15 protein-coding genes are annotated in these 16,617 nt (G+C 68.2%); 6 read left to right on the forward strand and 9 right to left on the reverse strand.

What is annotated here, in order from left to right:
• The first annotated feature begins 46 nt into the window (after positions 1-46).
• Positions 47-2,374: a molybdopterin-dependent oxidoreductase gene (locus QUE68_RS17525; protein WP_284235695.1), complete on the forward strand. Its 2,328-nt coding sequence runs from the start codon at positions 47-49 to the stop codon at positions 2,372-2,374.
• Here the strand turns inward: QUE68_RS17525 and QUE68_RS17530 are convergent.
• The 5 genes from QUE68_RS17530 to QUE68_RS17550 all read right to left on the reverse strand — a co-directional run bounded on the left by QUE68_RS17530 (position 2,362) and on the right by QUE68_RS17550 (position 7,990).
• Positions 2,362-3,741, reverse strand: a complete 1,380-nt coding sequence (locus QUE68_RS17530) for a DEAD/DEAH box helicase (protein ID WP_284227383.1) — start codon at positions 3,739-3,741, stop codon at positions 2,362-2,364. The genes QUE68_RS17525 and QUE68_RS17530 overlap by 13 nt on opposite strands.
• Before the next feature lie 281 nt (positions 3,742-4,022).
• The gene (hflX, locus tag QUE68_RS17535) at positions 4,023-5,420 is read right to left on the reverse strand and encodes a GTPase HflX (RefSeq protein WP_284227385.1); all 1,398 of its coding nucleotides are present in this window, start codon (positions 5,418-5,420) and stop codon (positions 4,023-4,025) included.
• Positions 5,421-5,452: 32 nt separating this feature from the next.
• Entirely contained in the window at positions 5,453-6,337 is an 885-nt protein-coding gene (gene dapF, locus QUE68_RS17540) for a diaminopimelate epimerase (RefSeq protein ID WP_284235694.1), read from the reverse strand.
• Positions 6,338-6,341: 4 nt separating this feature from the next.
• On the reverse strand, positions 6,342-7,292 hold the full coding sequence (miaA, locus tag QUE68_RS17545; protein ID WP_286275857.1) for a tRNA (adenosine(37)-N6)-dimethylallyltransferase MiaA: 951 nt from the start codon (positions 7,290-7,292) through the stop codon (positions 6,342-6,344).
• Between the two features lie 2 nt (positions 7,293-7,294).
• A complete protein-coding gene (locus tag QUE68_RS17550; protein ID WP_284227389.1) occupies positions 7,295-7,990 on the reverse strand; it encodes a class III extradiol ring-cleavage dioxygenase family protein in 696 nt (231 codons plus the stop codon).
• A 229-nt stretch (positions 7,991-8,219) separates the two neighbouring features.
• On the opposite strand from QUE68_RS17550, the gene QUE68_RS17555 reads away from it, so the two are divergent.
• The gene (locus QUE68_RS17555) at positions 8,220-9,539 is read left to right on the forward strand and encodes a DUF349 domain-containing protein (protein WP_286274192.1); all 1,320 of its coding nucleotides are present in this window, start codon (positions 8,220-8,222) and stop codon (positions 9,537-9,539) included.
• Here the strand turns inward: QUE68_RS17555 and QUE68_RS17560 are convergent.
• The gene (locus tag QUE68_RS17560) at positions 9,536-10,144 is read right to left on the reverse strand and encodes an Rv2732c family membrane protein (RefSeq protein ID WP_284227392.1); all 609 of its coding nucleotides are present in this window, start codon (positions 10,142-10,144) and stop codon (positions 9,536-9,538) included. The two genes, QUE68_RS17555 and QUE68_RS17560, sit on opposite strands and share 4 nt — an antisense overlap.
• Entirely contained in the window at positions 10,141-11,577 is a 1,437-nt protein-coding gene (gene miaB / locus QUE68_RS17565) for a tRNA (N6-isopentenyl adenosine(37)-C2)-methylthiotransferase MiaB (protein ID WP_286275858.1), read from the reverse strand. Before miaB ends, QUE68_RS17560 begins: the two co-directional genes overlap by 4 nt.
• Positions 11,578-11,757: 180 nt before the next feature.
• Between miaB and QUE68_RS17570 the strand changes: the two genes are divergently transcribed.
• The 4 genes from QUE68_RS17570 to QUE68_RS17585 are packed head-to-tail and all read left to right on the forward strand — an operon-like array spanning position 11,758 to position 14,931.
• On the forward strand, positions 11,758-12,486 hold the full coding sequence (locus QUE68_RS17570; protein WP_284231026.1) for an amino acid ABC transporter ATP-binding protein: 729 nt from the start codon (positions 11,758-11,760) through the stop codon (positions 12,484-12,486).
• Positions 12,487-12,510: 24 nt separating this feature from the next.
• Positions 12,511-13,344, forward strand: coding sequence for a glutamate ABC transporter substrate-binding protein (locus QUE68_RS17575; RefSeq protein ID WP_286274193.1), 834 nt, complete (start codon positions 12,511-12,513; stop codon positions 13,342-13,344).
• A 28-nt stretch (positions 13,345-13,372) separates the two neighbouring features.
• Positions 13,373-14,053 carry an amino acid ABC transporter permease gene (locus QUE68_RS17580; RefSeq protein ID WP_284227397.1) on the forward strand — a complete coding sequence of 227 codons (681 nt, stop codon included), beginning with the start codon at positions 13,373-13,375 and terminating at the stop codon, positions 14,051-14,053.
• Positions 14,050-14,931 (forward strand): amino acid ABC transporter permease, encoded by an 882-nt coding sequence (locus QUE68_RS17585; RefSeq protein ID WP_284227398.1) that lies wholly within the window; start codon positions 14,050-14,052, stop codon positions 14,929-14,931. Before QUE68_RS17580 ends, QUE68_RS17585 begins: the two co-directional genes overlap by 4 nt.
• A 24-nt stretch (positions 14,932-14,955) precedes the next feature.
• Here the strand turns inward: QUE68_RS17585 and recX are convergent, their stop codons facing one another.
• Complete coding sequence (recX, locus tag QUE68_RS17590; RefSeq protein WP_286274194.1) at positions 14,956-15,510, reverse strand: recombination regulator RecX; 555 nt, start codon at positions 15,508-15,510, stop codon at positions 14,956-14,958.
• Entirely contained in the window at positions 15,476-16,525 is a 1,050-nt protein-coding gene (gene recA, locus QUE68_RS17595; RefSeq protein WP_284227400.1) for a recombinase RecA, read from the reverse strand. Before recA ends, recX begins: the two co-directional genes overlap by 35 nt.
• Positions 16,526-16,617: the final 92 nt, after the last annotated feature.

Below are 16,617 nucleotides of genomic sequence, written 5' to 3' on the forward strand. Positions count from 1 at the left end.
GCAACGAGGGCCGTCGCCGCACCTCGACACCCCCTAAACTCGGCGGATGGCCAGCACGCCGACGTCGCTCACGCACTGGGGTGCCTTCAGCGCAGAGGTCCGCGACGGTGACATCGCCTCGGTGCGACCCGACGACGGTGACGTCGACCCCTCGCCGCTGCTGGGCAACCTGGCGGGTTCCATTCGCCACCGCTCCCGGATCGCGACTCCAGCCGTCCGCCGCGGCTGGCTCGATGACGGTCCAGGCCCCAGCACCCGCCGCGGCGCAGACGAGTTCGTCGCGGTGCCGTGGGACGAGCTCACCGAATTGCTGGCCGCTGAACTCCGACGCATCGTCGACACCCACGGCAACGAGGCCATCTACGGCGGGTCGTACGGGTGGGCGAGCGCCGGGCGGTTCCACCATGCCCAGAGCCAGGTGCACCGGTTCCTGAAACTCCTTGGCGGCTATACCTTCTCGCGGCACTCCTACAGCCTGGGCGCGACCGGGGTGATCATGCCACGCGTCGTCGGCACCCACGACGACCTCTTCCAGCGCTCCACGGCGTGGGACGTCATCGCCGATAACACCGAGCTGCTGGTGTGTTTCGGCGGAGTCGGCGTGAAGAACTCGGCCGTCAACCCCGGCGGCACCACCGAGCACCCCACCCGCGGAGCGCTTCGCCGGCTGCGCGAACGCGGCGGGCAGATCGTCTCGGTCAGCCCGCTGCGCGATGACACCCACGGTGACTGCGAATGGCTGGCGTCGGTGCCCGGTACCGACGTGGCGATCATGGTGGCCCTGGCCTACGTGCTGGCCACCGAGGGACTCGTCGACCGGGAATTCCTCGAGACCCACTGCACGGGTTACCCGCGCTTCGAGCGCTACCTGCTGGGTCACGACGACGGGGTGGCCAAGTCCCCCGGATGGGCGGCCGCCATCTGCGGCCTACCCGCCGACGTGCTGGTCTCGATCGCCCGTCGGATGGCGGCGCACCGCACCATCGTCATGGTCAGTTGGTCCCTGCAACGTGTGCGCTACGGCGAGCAGGCACCCTGGATGGGGCTGACGCTGGCGGCGATGCTGGGCCAGATCGGGCTTCCCGGTGGCGGTTTCGGTCACGGGTACGGATCGCAGAACGAGCTCGGCATGGCGCCGTTGCGCTGCGCCCTTCCCACGTTTCCGCAAGGCGTCAACCCCGTCTCGACGTTCATCCCGGTGGCGGCGGTCAGCGACATGCTGCTGCATCCCGGTGAGCAGTTCAGCTACAACGGCCGAACCCTGACCTACCCCGACATCAAGTGCGTGTACTGGGCCGGCGGCAATCCGTTCCACCATCACCAGAACCTTCCGCGCCTGCGGCGGGCGTTGGGTCGGGTCGACACGGTCGTCGTCCACGAGCCCTACTGGACCGCGATGGCCAAGCACGCCGACGTCGTCGTGCCGTCCACGACCCCGTTCGAGCGTGAGGACTACTCGGGCTCCAAGAACGATCCGCTACTGGTGGCGATGCCCGCGCTGGCCGAACCCTTCGCCGAGTCACGGGACGACTACACCACCTACGCGGCGCTCGCCGACCGACTCGGTTTCGGCGAGCGGTTCACCGAGGGCCGCGACGCGCGAGGCTGGCTCATCCACATGTACGAGAAGTGGTCGGCGCAACTGGATTTCGAGGTGCCGACCTTCGACGAGTTCTGGGCGGCGGGCCGGGTGAGGTTGCCGACCGAGACCGGATTGTCACTGCTCGCCGACTTCCGCGCCGACCCCGTGGTCCATCGACTGGCGACGCCCAGCGGTCGGATCGAGATCTTCTCGTCCGACATCGACGGGTTCGGCTACGACGATTGTGCGGGCCATCCACGGTGGTTCGAGCCGGAAGAGTGGCTCGGTGGTGCCCGCGCGGCCGATTATCCGCTGCACCTCCTGGCCAATCAGCCCGCCACGCGGTTGCACAGCCAGCTGGACGGCGGCCGCACCAGCATGGACTCCAAAGTGCAAGGGCGAGAACCCATCCGGATGCATCCCGATGATGCTCGACGGCGGGGTCTGACCGCGGGCGACGTGGTCAGGGTCTTCAACGACCGCGGTTCGTGCCTGGCCGGCGTCATCGTCGACGACCGGCTCCGGCCCAGCGTGGTGCAGTTGTCGACCGGTGCGTGGTACGACCCGCAGGATGCCGGTGACGTCGACGCCATGTGCGTCCACGGCAACCCCAACGTGCTGACCGCCGACATCGGCACGTCCTCACTCGCCAAGGGCTGCACGGGAGCTCACGTGCTGGTGGAGGTGGAGCGGTTCGACGGTCCGCTGCCGCCGGTGCGGGCGCACCAGCCACCGACGATCGTCGGGCGACCGGTGGGCCGCCCGACGATCACGGGTTGTCAACTCGACTGAGACCGACCGGTTCCGGATCCGGACCTCGGCCTACGCGGTCCGCCACCGCCACGCCTGGGGTTGCCACCCGAGGCCGCGGTGCGGCCGCCCGAGGGTCCGCCACGGTAGGAGGATCCACTGCTGCCCCTGGCCTGTCCGCTGCGGCCGGAGCCGTTGCCGGTGCGCACCGGGGTGGCTGCGCGTGGCGGCGGCTCCCGGTGGGGTGCGATCTCGCCGACGAGTTCGAGCACACTCGCCGAGTCGGCCCGAACCTGTTGCGGCTGAGCGGTGATACCGGCCTTACGCAGCAGCTGCTGGGTGTCACGACGCTGCTCGGGCAGCACCACGGTGACCACGTCTCCGGAGCTACCCGCGCGCGCCGTCCGGCCGGACCTGTGGAGGTAGGCCTTGTGCTCGACGGGCGGATCCACGTGCACCACCAGCTCGACGTCGTCGACGTGGACGCCACGGGCGGCGATGTCGGTGGCGACCAGCACCCGGGCGTCACCGGAGCTGAAGGCCGCGAGGTTGCGGTCACGGGCCGGCTGCGAGAGGTTGCCGTGCAGGTCCACCGACGGCACTCCGGCGTCGGTCAGCTGCTTGGCGAGCTTGCGCGCCTGATGCTTGGTGCGCATGAACAGGATTCGGCGACCGGTGCCCGACGCCAGCCGGTGCACCAGCTGGGTCTTCTCCTGCGCGCCGGCGACGTGGTAGACGTGGTGCGTCATGGCGACCTGCGGTGCGTCGATCTCGTCGACGGAGTGGGTGACGGGCTGGCGCAGGAAGCGCTGCACGAGCTTGTCGACGCCGTTGTCCAGCGTCGCGGAGAACAGCAGTCGCTGCCCACCCGCCGGCGTCGCCGCGAGGATGCGCGTCACGCCTGGCAGGAAGCCGAGGTCGGCCATGTGGTCGGCCTCGTCGAGGACCGTGATCTGCACGGCGTCCAGGGCGATGTGGCGTTGCTTCATCAGATCTTCGAGGCGGCCGGGGCAGGCGACCACGATGTCGACGCCTGCGCGCAACGCGGACACCTGGCGGCTCTGGGAAACCCCGCCGAAGATCGTCGTGACGGTCATGCCGAGGGCCGCGGCGAGCGGCTCGATGACGGCGGTGATCTGGGTCGCCAACTCACGAGTGGGAGCGAGCACCAGGCCGGTCGGCTTGGACGGACGTCGGTGTCCACCGGCGAGCCGTGCGACCAGTGGAATGGAGAAGGCCAGTGTCTTTCCGCTGCCGGTCTTTCCGCGACCAAGGACGTCGCGACCCTTCAACGTGTCGGGCAAGGTGCCGGTCTGGATCGGGAACGGGGTGGCGATGCCCTGGTCGGCGAGAACACGACTGAGTCGCTCTGGAACGCCGAGGGATTCGAAGGTGGGTTCTACGGTCATGTGTGAGTGATGCCTTTCGGGCATGGGTGCGGCCGCGTGCAAGCGAGACATTGAGATCAGGCGAATACGAGGCTCGATGGGCGAGATTGCCGGTGGGCAATATCGATCGCCGCGAGAAGAGCTAGTGCAAAGCACTGGTCGCCAGAAGCGCGAGAGCCACGTCACTGTGGCCTTCGGGACAACGGGTCGATCAAGCGTTCCACGACGTGCCGACGACGCCGAGCGACGCCAACATTGCCTCCGACTCTACCGCACGCCCGCCCGCCGACCGCCCCTGCGGCCTAGAACGTGACGAAGTCGGCCAGAGCTGCGGCTAGCGCGGCGGGCACCCTGGCCTTGATGCGCGTGCCGGTTTCGGTGTGCTCGGTGACGTCCACCTGCCCCTCGGCGTGCATGCGGGCGATCAATTCGCCACGGTCGTAAGGGATCGTGACGTCGACGTTGACTTCCTTGGGCACCACCATCTCGCTCATCCGACTGCGAAGGCGTTCCAGACCGTCGCCCGTGCGGGCCGACACGAACACGGCATCGGGCAGCGCACGCCGCAGGTGAGCTAGGCCGAGACCCGTCGCGGCGTCGATCTTGTTGACCACCAACAACTCCGGCGGCGGAGCGACGTCGTATTCCGCCACGACCTCGTTGACGACCTGGCGTACCGCGTTGACCTGAGCCAGTGGGTTGGAGTCCGACCCGTCGATCACGTGAACCAGCAGTTCGGCGTCGACGACCTCCTCGAGGGTCGACCTGAATGCCTCGACGAGTTGGGTGGGCAGATGTCGGACGAACCCGACCGTGTCGGTCAGCACGAATGGCCGACCATCGGCGAATCGTCCACGGCGAGTGGTGGGTTCGAGGGTCGCAAAGAGCGCGTTCTCGACGAGGACCCCCGCCCCCGTGAGGGCGTTGAGCACACTGGACTTGCCCGCGTTGGTGTACCCGACGATGGCGATCGACGCTACGTCGCTACGCACCCGGCGTCCGCGCTGTGTGTCGCGGATCTTCTTCATGTCCTTGATTTCCCGGCGCAGCTTGGACATTCGCTCACGGATCCGGCGGCGATCGGTCTCGATCTTGGTCTCGCCGGGGCCGCGGGTGCCGACTCCCCCGCCACTGCCACCTGCGCCACCGCCCTGGCGGGACATCGACTCACCCCAGCCGCGCAGCCGCGGCAACATGTACTCCATCTGCGCGAAGGCGACCTGCGCCTTGCCCTCCGCAGAGGTGGCGTGCTGGGCGAAGATATCGAGGATCAAGGCGGTGCGGTCGACGACCTTGACCTTGACCGCCTTCTCCAGAGCGTTGAGCTGACCCGGGGTCAGCTCACCGTCGCAAATCACGGTGTCGGCACCGGTGGCCACCACGACGTCGCGCAGCGCCTTGGCCTTGCCCGAACCGATGTAGGTGCCTGCGTCGGGCTTGTCCCTGCGCTGCACCATGCCCTCGAGGACCTCGGAGCCCGCGGTTTCCGCCAGCGCCGCGAGCTCCGCCATGCTGGCGTCGGCATCGGCGGCACTGCCCTCGGTCCAGACGCCGACGAGCACCACGCGTTCGAGGCGCAGCTGACGGTATTCGACTTCGCTGACGTCCGTGAGTTCGGTGGATAGTCCCGCGACCCGGCGCAGGGCCGAGCGATCGTCGAGGTCGAGCTCACCCGTGCTGGGCAGTTTTGGAGATGTCATGTAGTTGGAGATCTTGCCCCTTCTAGGCCGTCTTACGCATTCGAATTTTCCTGCCGGGCGCGCCACCAGTCGTCGGACAGCTCGCCCTGGGCCACCAGAACGGACGGCCCCCTCAGATAGCTGGTGGTGTCGGTGATCGTCACGGTCACCTGACCGCCCGGGACCCGGACCCGCAGGGTGCCCGTGCTGGAACCCCGGTGCCGGAGGCCGGCGACCGCCGCAGCGACGGTTCCCGTTCCACACGAACGGGTTTCGCCGACGCCTCGCTCGTGCACGCGCATCGTGATGGCGCCTCCGGCCGGAGCCGTCAGCACCTCCACGTTCACACCCTCGGGGAACTGCGCCGCGTCGAACCACACGGGGGCGCCGACGTCGAGGGCAGCCAACTCCGCAACGCTCAGCGATGCGTCGACGCAGGCGAGGTGCGGATTGCCGACGTCGACCGCGACGCCGCCGAAGCGGCGTCCGCCCACCACCGCCGAGCCGGTGCCGAACTGGTTGGCCTTGCCCATGTCGACGGTGACGTCGGCCGACGTGCCGTCGACGTCGCGCAGGACGACCGGTCGCGGCCCGGCCAGGGAGCCGACGACGAAATCGTCGCGCTGCTCGAGGCCGCTGACCCGCAGGTAGTGCGCGAACACGCGGACCCCGTTACCGCACATCTGGGCGATCGATCCGTCGGCGTTGCGGTAGTCCATGTACCAGTCATCGGCCGCGACGCCTTCCGGAATCGCGTCGAACACCCCGGCAGCCAGCGCGGCGTCCGCCGTCGTCACGCGGAGTACGCCGTCGGCGCCGAGCCCGCGGCGGCGGTCGCACAGCGCTGACACCACCCCCGGCGTCAGCGCCAGCCGGGCACCGACGTCGGGCAGCAGCACGAAGTCGTTCTCCGTGCCGTGTCCCTTGGCGAACATCACCTGTTCAGGATACGTCCGTCCGGGTTGGTGGCGGCGCTACCGGTCGCTGCTGGCGCCACACCTCGAGCGCGGTATCGGTCGTCCCGGCGTCGGCCCCGTCGAGCCAGTGGATGCGGTGGTCGCGACGGAACCACGACCGCTGCCGACGCACGTAGCGTCTGGTCCCGACGAAGGTGCGCTCCTCGGCCTCGGCGAATGCGCCGGCGTCTCCCCCGCCCGCGAGCGCGGCGAGCACCTGGGCGTACCCCAGCGCACGCGACGCCGTCGTTCCCTCGCGCAGCCCGCGTTCGCGCAGCGTCTTGACTTCCTCGACCAGGCCCAGGTCGAACATCGCGCGGGTTCTCCTCGACAGTCGCTCGTCGAGAAGCGTTGTCTCCCAATCCAGGCCGATGATCACCGTGCCCCAGCGAGGTTCTCCGATCGCCGGCGCGCTGGCAGCGAATGGCTGGCCGGTGAGCTCGACCACCTCGAGTGCCCGCACGATCCGGCGACCGTCGCTGGGCAGGATCGATGTCGCGGCGTCGACGTCGACGCGCGCCAGCTCGTCGTGCAGCGCCGCCACGCCGATCTCGGCGAGCCTGGCCTCCCAGCGCGCCCGCACCTCGGGATCGGTGGCCGGAAACGCCCACTCGTCGAGGAGCGACTGGACGTAGAGCATCGACCCGCCGACGATCACGGGCACCCCACCCCGAGCCATGATGGCCTCGACGTCCGCGGTCGCGGCGCGTTGGTACTGGCCGACCGTCGCCGTCTCCGTCACGGCGAGCTGGTCGAGTTGGTGGTGCGGGATGCCCCGGCGTTCGGCGGGCGGCAGCTTGGCGGTACCGATGTCCATGCCGCGGTACAGCTGCATCGCGTCGGCGTTGACGATCTCGCCGTCCAACCGCTCGGCGACGTCCAGCGCCAATGCGCTCTTCCCGGTCCCGGTGGGTCCGACGATGGCGATGGGCGGCACCGTCACCCGCTCACCGGCGTCCACACGCCGACGGAGTAGCCGACGCCGTAGGGCGCGCCCCGATACAGCTCACGAGCCGCCCATGCCGAGGATCCGGCCACACCCGCCAGCACCTGGTAGGCGACCCGACCGACGATCGCGTCCGGCACCCGGGTCAGCGCCGCCAGGTCCGCGGTCGCCAGGGCGTCGTCGAGGGCGGCCTGCAGCGGCAGGGACTCGGGCACGTCGCCGCCGGGCGCCGAGGCCGTGAGCGTGTTCGCGCCGTCGGCGACCACCAGCACCCCGACGGGTTCGGGAAGCGCATCGGCCTCAGCCCGCAATGCTCGGCCTCGGGCGAGGGCTGCTTCGGGCTCGTGGTCGGCGGCGTATACCCACACCTCGGCGTTGGCCGCGGGGGCGCCGGTGGTCCGCACCCAGCCCGCGATCAGCGCGCAGAGCGGCAACGCCCGTGGCTCCCCCTTGGCGTCGGCGGACAGGGCGACCCGGACGTCGGCGCCGTAGCCGCCGAAGGTGCCCACGGCACCGGGACCGATGACGTTGTCCGCACGTCCGGTACCGACGACGAACCAACGGTCGGGCAGTTCGGCGGCAGCGGCGCGCACCGCGGCCACGAGGGCGTGACACTCCGCGGCGGCGCCCGTGGCGAGCTCGGGCACCATGACGGGCGCGGAGGGGACGAAGGCGATGGCGCTGAGCACGCCCTCACGCTAGCCAGCGACCCGATCGAGCGGCTCGGCGAGGCTCTGGAGCCGGCCCACGGGTGACGCGAGCAGCACCGCTCGTGCAAAGGCATGGGCACGGCTGGGTCCGACCTGTTTCAATAGCGACTGAAATGTGACTGAGACAATGCAGGAGCATCGCTAACAGGCGCCGCGTTGCGCGGCAGGAGCGTGGGTCATCCGCGCGGAGGGCACGAGGTTCAAGGACATGACGACCAGTGAGTCAAGCGGAGCGCCCAGGCCCGCACCCCGGCCAGGACCGCCGCGCCCCGCTCCGAGACCGGGTGGCACCGCCCCGACGGTGATCATCCCGCCGTCGGCGGATCCTCATCGCTTCGGGCGTGTCGACGATGACGGCACGGTATGGCTGGTCACGTCCGCCGGGGAGCGCGTCATCGGCTCCTGGCAGGCCGGTGAACATGCAGCGGCCTACGCGCACTTCGGGCGCCGTTACGACGACCTCAACACCGAGGTCGCGCTGATGGAACGACGGCTCGCCTCCGGAACCGGTGATGCCCGCAAGATCAAGGCGGCCGCGGCTGCGCTGGCCGAGACCCTGCCGACGGCGTCGGTGCTCGGCGACGTCGACGCCCTCGCCACCCGGCTGGGCGCGATCGTCGAGCAGGCCGACTCCCATGCCCTGGAGGAACGCCAGAAGCGCGATGAGCACCGTGCCGCGCAGACCGCCCGCAAGGAGGCGTTGGCCGCCGAGGCCGAGGACATCGCCGCGAACTCGACGCAGTGGAAGTCCGCGGGCGACCGGTTGCGCGACATCCTCGACGAGTGGCGCACCGTCACCGGCCTGGACCGCAAGACCGACGACGCGTTGTGGAAGCGCTACTCCGCGGCCCGCGAGACGTTCAACCGTCGCCGCGGTTCGCACTTCGCCGAGTTGGACCGCGAACGCGTGGGCACCCGTCAGGCCAAGGAGGCGCTGTGTGAACGCGCCGAGCAATTGGCCGACTCGACGGACTGGGCCGGCACCGCTGCGACGTTCCGCGACATGCTGACCGAGTGGAAGGCCGCCGGCCGGGCCGCGAAGGACGTCGACGATGCGCTCTGGCGGCGGTTCAAGGCCGCGCAGGACACGTTCTTCAAGGCCCGCAATGCGGTGAATGCCGAGCGCGATGCGGAGTTCGAGACGAACGCCGCCACGAAGGAGGCCCTGCTGGTCGACGCGGAGGCCATCGACGTGTCCGACCCCGACGCCGCACGGGCCGCGTTGCGTGCGATCGGCGCCAAGTGGGATGCCGTTGGCAAGGTTCCCCGCGAGCGGGCCGCCGACTTCGAGCGCCGCATGAAGGCCGTCGAGAAGAAGGTTCGGGACACCGTGTCCGCCGGCGAAACCGACCCCGAGGCGCAGGCCAGGGCCGACCAGTTCAGGGTGCGTGCAGAGCAGTACGAATCCCAGGCCGCCAAGGCGCAGGCAGCGGGTCGCACGAAGGACGCCGAGAAGGCCTCCGCCAACGCCGCGCAGTGGCGGGAGTGGGCCGAGGCGGCCGTCGCGGCCCTGGCCAAGACGCGCTAGGGACCGTCCGCGGGTCGCGGCGGCGCCGGGTCGGGACCGTCGCCGAGATCCAGCAGCCCACTACCCTGCCGTTCGGCGGCCAGCCGCCGACGTTCCGCTTCGGCCGCCATCTGGACCGCGGTGCGTGACCACACCACCCTGGCCCAGTGAAAGCTCAGCAGGATGACCGCGATCCAGGCGACGATGAGCCCGATGCCCGGTCCGGGATACGGCTCGGCGACCGTTTGGCGCGACCACACGGCCAGCATCCCGATGGGGCAGGCCACCGCCGAGCCGGCAAGGGCGATCCAGGCCAGACCCCAGCGCCGCGTGAGCAGCGCGAGGATAGAGAACCCGACGCTGAATACCAGCGTCAGCCAGGTGAACACCCGCGACGGCAGGGCGATCGCCTCACCGATGGCGGTGTCGTTGCCGACGAGTACGTCGAGCCCCTTCGCACTGCCGGTGTGGGGCAGCGCGAACGACAGCAGGATCACCAGAACCAGGATGGCGACGACCAAAGCCCTTGCACCAGGGTCGATCTCGCGGGCGACACGTCGCTCTGCGTCCTCGATGTCACCCTTGAACTCGTCGAAACCCGCCTCGCCGCGATCATCGTTGGTCATCGGTCGCAGCCCGTCGTCACGGGTCGCGCCGGGGGCATCCCGATGCCGGGCAGTCCGAGACCGACCGTCGTCACCTTGCGACCGGATTGGTGGGCGTCACCGGCCCGGGTGCGACGGTGCTCGATCAGTGCGGCGTCGGCGATCAGGTGGTGCGGAGCGGCGCTGGTGACCGTCGTGGTGACGACGTCACCGGGCCGGATGTCGCGTCCGCCCGGTGCGAAGTGCACCAGCCGCCCGTCGCGGGCCCGCCCCGACATCCGCGCGGTGCTGGGGTCCTTGCGCCCTTCGCCCGTGGCCACCAGCAGTTCGACGTCGACACCGATCTGAGCGACGTTCTCCTCGAGGGAGATTCGCTCCTGAAGCTCGATGAGACGCATGTATCGCTCCTGCACGACGGCTTTCGGAAGCTGATCGGGAAGTTCCGCGGCAGGGGTGCCCGGCCGTTTGGAGTACTGGAACGTGAAGGCACTGGCGAACCGGGCGCGTTCCACCACGTCGAGGGTGGCCGCGAAGTCCGCTTCGGTTTCGCCGGGGAACCCGACGATCAGGTCGGTGGTGATGGCGGCGCGCGGAATGGCGGCCCGCACGCGGTCGATGATGCCCAGGTAGCTCTCCGCGCGGTAGGACCGTCGCATCGCCTTGAGGATGCGGTCCGAGCCGGACTGCAGGGGCATGTGCAGCGTGGGGCACACGTTGGGCGTCGCCGCCATCGCCTCGATCACGTCGTTGGTGAACTCGGCGGGGTGCGGCGAGGTGAACCGCACGCGCTCCAACCCCTCCACGCCGCCGCACGCACGCAGCAGCTTCGCGAAGGCACCACGGTCGCGGGGTAGGTCGGGGTCGGCGAACGAGACACCGTAGGCATTGACGTTCTGCCCGAGGAGGGTGACCTCGAGGACACCCTGTTCCACCAGCGACTGCACCTCGGCGAGGACGTCGTCGGGGCGACGGTCGGTCTCCTTGCCCCGCAGCGAGGGAACGATGCAGAACGTGCACGTATTGTTGCAACCGACCGAAATGGAAACCCATGCCGCATAAGCGGATTCACGTGACGCAGGTAGCGTCGACGGGAATTGCTGGAGGGCTTCGACGATTTCGACCTCGGCGACCCGGTTGTGCCGCGCACGGTCCAGCAACGTAGGCAGCGAACCGATGTTGTGGGTGCCGAAGACCACGTCGACCCACGGTGCCCGGGTCAGGACGGCGTCCCGGTCCTTCTGCGCCAGGCACCCGCCGACGGCGATCTGCATGTCGGGATCGGCCTCCTTGCGGGGCACCAGGTGGCTGATGTTGCCGTACAGCTTGTTGTCGGCGTTCTCGCGCACCGCGCAGGTGTTGAACACCACGACGTCGGCGTCGGACCCCTCCGTGGCACGCCGGTAGCCCGCCGCCTCCAGGAGGCCGGCGATGCGCTCGGAGTCGTGCACGTTCATCTGACAGCCGTAGGTGCGGACCTGGAAGGTGCGCCCTGGAGCGCGAGCCACCGTCGAAGTCACGACTCAATGGTACGGCCGGGCCCGCCGCAGCCAAATTCCCCGGATTGTCCAGAGCGCGGCGATCTGGGCGTTCGCTGGGTAAGGTCTGTGCGCATGGGAACCGACACGTCCGTGCCGATGATCTCAATCAAGGGCGTCAACAAGCACTTCGGTAGCCTGCACGTGCTCAAGGACATCGACATCGAGGTGAACCGCGGCCAGGTGGTGGTCGTGCTCGGTCCGTCGGGGTCGGGCAAGTCCACGTTGTGCCGCACCATCAATCGGCTCGAGCCCGTCGACTCGGGCACCATTGCGATCGACGGCGAGATCCTTCCCGAGGAGGGGCGCAAACTCGCCCAGCTACGGTCAGACGTCGGCATGGTGTTCCAGTCATTCAACCTGTTCGCGCACAAGACGATTCTGCAGAACGTCACCCTCGCGCCGACGCTGGTGCGCAAGAAGTCCAAGGCGGAGGCGCGCACCAGCGCAATGGCCCTCCTCGAGCGCGTGGGCATCGCCAACCAGGCCGACAAGTATCCGGCGCAGTTGTCCGGCGGACAGCAGCAACGGGTGGCGATCGCTCGTTCGCTCGCCATGAACCCCAAGGTGATGCTGTTCGACGAACCCACCAGCGCCCTCGATCCCGAAATGATCAACGAGGTGCTGGCCGTGATGACCTCGCTCGCCGAGGAGGGCATGACGATGGTCGTGGTCACCCACGAGATGGGCTTCGCCCGACGGGCCTCCAACCGAATCCTCTTCATGGCCGACGGCGCCATCGTCGAAGACGCCGAACCCGAGGTGTTCTTCTCCAACCCCACCTCCGACCGCGCCAAGGACTTCCTCGGCAAGATCCTCAACCACTAACGCTCCGGCGAAAGGAACACAGCTGTGCCCTCTGTACGCAAGCCGTCTCTTCGATTCCGGGTGGCCGCCACCCTGGCGCTCGCCATCGCCCTGCCGCTCTCCGTCACGGCCTGCGGCGGCGGAGGCTCCGGGGGCGACGACGGCAAGATCGTCATCGGTACGAAGTTCGATCAGCCCGGCCTCGGTCTGAAGAACCCCGACGGCACGATGAGCGGCTTCGACGTCGACGTCGCCACCTACGTCGCCGGGCAGATGGGTTTCACGCCCGACAAGATCGAGTGGAAGGAATCGCCGTCCGCGCAACGCGAGACGCTGATCCAGAACGATCAGGTCAAGTTCATCGCGGCGACCTACTCGATCACCGATGCCCGCAAGGAGAAGGTGTCGTTCGCAGGGCCGTACCTGGTGACCGGCCAGAGCCTGCTGGTGAAGGCCGACAACACCGACATCACCGGTGCGGACTCGCTGCAGAACAACAAGAAGCTGTGCTCGGTGTCCGGATCGACGCCGGCCCAGAAGATCAAGGACGAGTATCCCGGTGTGCAGCTGCAGCAGTACGACACCTACTCGGCCTGCATCGAGGCACTGAAGAACGGCGCCATCGACGCCGTGACCACCGACGAGGTCATCCTCGCTGGCTACGCGGCGCAGACCCCGGGAGCGTTCAAGATCGTCGGCCAGCCCTTCTCCGAGGAGAACTACGGCATCGGCCTGAAGAAGGACGACACCGAACTGCAGACCAAGGTCAACGACGCGCTCACCAAGATGGAAGCGGACGGGGACTGGGCGAAGGCCTTCGAGAAGAACCTCGGCCCCGCGGGCATCGCGACGCCGGCGCCGCCGGCGATCGCCAAATGAGCTGAAGCACTAGCGCAGCGGAGTACACGTGGAGATCTTCTCCGAGTATCAGGACCAGATCTTCGAGGCGTTCTGGACGACGATCCAGTTGACGGTCTTCTCGGCCGTCGGAGCGTTGATCCTCGGCACGGCGCTGGCCGCGATGCGGCTGGCGCCGGTGCCGATGCTCAACGGGCTCGGCACGACGTACGTCAACGTGGTGCGAAACACGCCGCTGACACTGATCATCCTGTTCTGCTCATTCGGCCTGGCTCAGACCTTGGGCATCACACTGGTCGACTCGCAGTCGATGACCTCCATCGAGGACAGCAACTTTCGGCTGGCGGTCCTGGGTTTGACGGTGTACACCGCCGCATTCGTGTGTGAGACGGTGCGCGCCGGGATCAACACGGTTCCGCTCGGGCAAGCCGAGGCAGCCAGGTCGCTGGGCCTGACGTTTGGACAGAATCTGCGGGTCGTCATGCTGCCGCAGGCTTTTCGCGCCGTCATCATTCCCCTGGGTTCGGTGTTGATCGCCTTGACGAAGAACACCACGATCGCGTCGGCGATCGGAGTCGCCGAGGCCGCACTGCTGATGAAGGAGATGATCGAGAACACCGCCGCGCTGGCGACCATCGGTGCGATCTTCGCGCTGGGCTTCGTGATCCTGACGTTGCCGCTGGGGTTGTTGTTCGGTTGGCTCGGCAAGCGATTGGCGGTGGCGAGGTGAGTAGCGCATCGGTTCTCTTCGATGCCCCGGGACCACGCGCCCGGGTGCGCAACCGCATCATCAGTGCGGTCACGCTGGTGCTGGTGCTCGTCGTGGCCTGGGTGGTCTACTCGCGCCTGCAGACCAAGGGCCAGTTGACGGCCGCCAAGTGGGAGCCCTTCCTCACTGGGAACCTCTGGACGACGTATGTGTTACCTGGCATTCAGGGGACGTTGACCGCGGCGGCGGTATCGATCGTGTTGGCGCTGATCCTCGGCTTCGTGCTCGGCGTGGGCCGGTTGTCGCGCCATCGCGGTATCCGCTGGGTGTGCTCGGTCATCGTCGAGTTCTTTCGCGCCGTTCCCGTGCTGATCATGATGATCTTCGCGTACTTCTTCTACGCGACCTATGACCTGTTTCCGTCGAATTACCTCGCGCTGGCCGGTGTCATCACGGGGCTGACCCTCTACAACGGGGCGGTGATCGCCGAGATCGTCCGCGCCGGCGTGAACGCCCTTCCGCGCGGCCAGTCCGAGGCCGCGGAGGCGCTGGGGTTGCGTTGGGGTCAGGTCATGCGGTCGATCCTGTTGCCGCAAGCGGTCACCTCCATGCTGCCGGTGCTGGTGTCGCAGATGGTGGTGGTGCTCAAGGACACGGCGATCGGGTACCAGATCACGTTCCTGGAGATGGTGCGCCAGGGCACGCAGGTCGGGTCGTCCTATGGCAACTACGTGCCGGCCCTGATCGTCATCGCGCTGCTGATGATCAGCGTCAACTTCGCGCTGTCGTCGGTCGCGACCCGGCTGGAGCGCAGGATGCGGCGGTCCAAGCGCGGTCCTGCACCGCTGGATGCCGAGAACATCGAGCAGGAAGGCGCGCCGGGCGCCAAGGTGATCTGACCGCGGGAGCGGAGCCGCTTCTGCTCAGACCCGTCGGCGTTCGCGCTCACTGGCCAACGCCACCTTGACGACGTCGAACGCCATCGACTGGTGGTAGCCCCGGCGGGCCAGCATGCCCACCAGCCTGCGGGTCACCTTGACCTCGTCGGTGTCGTCGGTCAGGCGCTCGCGGCGCAGCTTGTCGGCGACGAGTTGCTCCGCCCGGGTCCGCTCGGCGTCGGCATCGACGTCGTCGAGCGCCTCGGCGATCAGCTCGTCGTCGACGCCCTTCGTGCGTAATTCGGCGGCGAGGGCGCGTTTGCCCTTACCGGCGTTGACGTGACGCGAACGCACCCACTGCTCGGCGAAGTCCCGGTCGTCGACCAGACCCACCTCGGCGAGGCGGTCGAGTACTCGCCCGTTGACGTCGTCGGGATATCCCCGCTTGGTCAGCTGGGCGGCGAGCTCCGCCCGGGTGCGGGCCCGAACGGTGAGCAGGCGCAGACACAGGTTCCTGGCCTGTTCCTCGCGTTCGCGAGGATCCTGCGCCTGCTCCTCGCGCGACTCAGAAGTCGACTGGGGCGGGCAGTGCTTTGTCATTGGTGTCGTCGGTCAGGACGGCCCCGATGCCGAGCTTCTCCTTGATCTTCTTCTCGATCTCGGCGGCGACTTCGGGATTCTCGAGCAGGAAGTTGCGGGCGTTCTCCTTGCCCTGGCCCAGTTGCTCGCCCTCGTAGGTGAACCAGGAGCCGGACTTGCGGACGAAGCCGTGCTCGACACCCATGTCGATGAGCGAGCCCTCCTTGGAGATGCCCTTGCCGTAGAGGATGTCGAACTCGGCCTGCTTGAAGGGTGGCGCCATCTTGTTCTTGACGACCTTGCAGCGCGTCCGGTTACCGACCGCGTCGGTGCCGTCCTTCAGGGTCTCGATGCGTCGCACGTCGAGGCGGATCGAGGCGTAGAACTTCAATGCCTTACCACCCGTAGTGGTTTCGGGTGATCCGAACATCACACCGATCTTCTCGCGAAGCTGGTTGATGAAGATCGCGGTGGTGTTCGAATTGCTCAGGGCGCCGGTGATCTTGCGCAGCGCCTGGCTCATCAGCCGGGCCTGCAGGCCGACGTGACTGTCACCCATCTCGCCCTCGATCTCGGCGCGCGGCACTAGGGCGGCCACCGAGTCGATGACCAGGATGTCCAGGGCGCCGGACCGGATCAGCATGTCGGCGATCTCGAGTGCCTGCTCACCGGTGTCGGGCTGGGACACCAGCAGTGAGTCGGTATCCACCCCGAGCCTCTTGGCGTAGTCGGGATCCAGCGCGTGCTCGGCGTCGATGAAGGCCGCGATTCCGCCGGCCGCCTGGGCGTTGGCCACCGCGTGCAGTGCGACCGTGGTCTTACCCGAGGATTCCGGGCCGTAGATCTCCACGACACGGCCGCGGGGCAGGCCGCCGATGCCGAGTGCGACGTCGAGCGCGATCGACCCGGTCGGGATGACCGAGATCGGTTGACGCACCTCTTCGCCGAGCCGCATCACCGAGCCCTTGCCGTGACTCTTCTCGATCTGGGCGAGAGCGAGCTCGAGGGCCTTCTCGCGATCAGGGGCTTGCGCCATGGTGTGGTCTCCGTCCTGGTGGTGTCCGTTGATCGGGGTTTCGATCAGTTGACGGTGACGGTAGAGGTGGGTACCGACAAGTCGGTCTGACC

It is taken from the genome of Mycolicibacterium sp. TUM20985, from assembly GCF_030295745.1.
GTDB lineage: Bacteria > Actinomycetota > Actinomycetes > Mycobacteriales > Mycobacteriaceae > Mycobacterium.

Excerpts from the sequence above, each read along its gene's own strand:
- recX (WP_286274194.1), bottom strand. The coding sequence starts at position 15,510 with ATGACAAAGCACTGCCCGCCCCAGTCGACTTCTGAGTCGCGCGAGGAG.
- QUE68_RS17555 (WP_286274192.1), top strand. The coding sequence starts at position 8,220 with ATGACGACCAGTGAGTCAAGCGGAGCGCCCAGGCCCGCACCCCGGCCA.
- QUE68_RS17525 (WP_284235695.1), top strand. The coding sequence starts at position 47 with ATGGCCAGCACGCCGACGTCGCTCACGCACTGGGGTGCCTTCAGCGCA.
- hflX (WP_284227385.1), bottom strand. The coding sequence starts at position 5,420 with ATGACATCTCCAAAACTGCCCAGCACGGGTGAGCTCGACCTCGACGAT.
- QUE68_RS17570 (WP_284231026.1), top strand. The coding sequence starts at position 11,758 with ATGATCTCAATCAAGGGCGTCAACAAGCACTTCGGTAGCCTGCACGTG.
- recA (WP_284227400.1), bottom strand. The coding sequence starts at position 16,525 with ATGGCGCAAGCCCCTGATCGCGAGAAGGCCCTCGAGCTCGCTCTCGCC.
- QUE68_RS17530 (WP_284227383.1), bottom strand. The coding sequence starts at position 3,741 with ATGACCGTAGAACCCACCTTCGAATCCCTCGGCGTTCCAGAGCGACTC.
- miaB (WP_286275858.1), bottom strand. The coding sequence starts at position 11,577 with ATGAACGTGCACGACTCCGAGCGCATCGCCGGCCTCCTGGAGGCGGCG.
- QUE68_RS17560 (WP_284227392.1), bottom strand. The coding sequence starts at position 10,144 with ATGACCAACGATGATCGCGGCGAGGCGGGTTTCGACGAGTTCAAGGGT.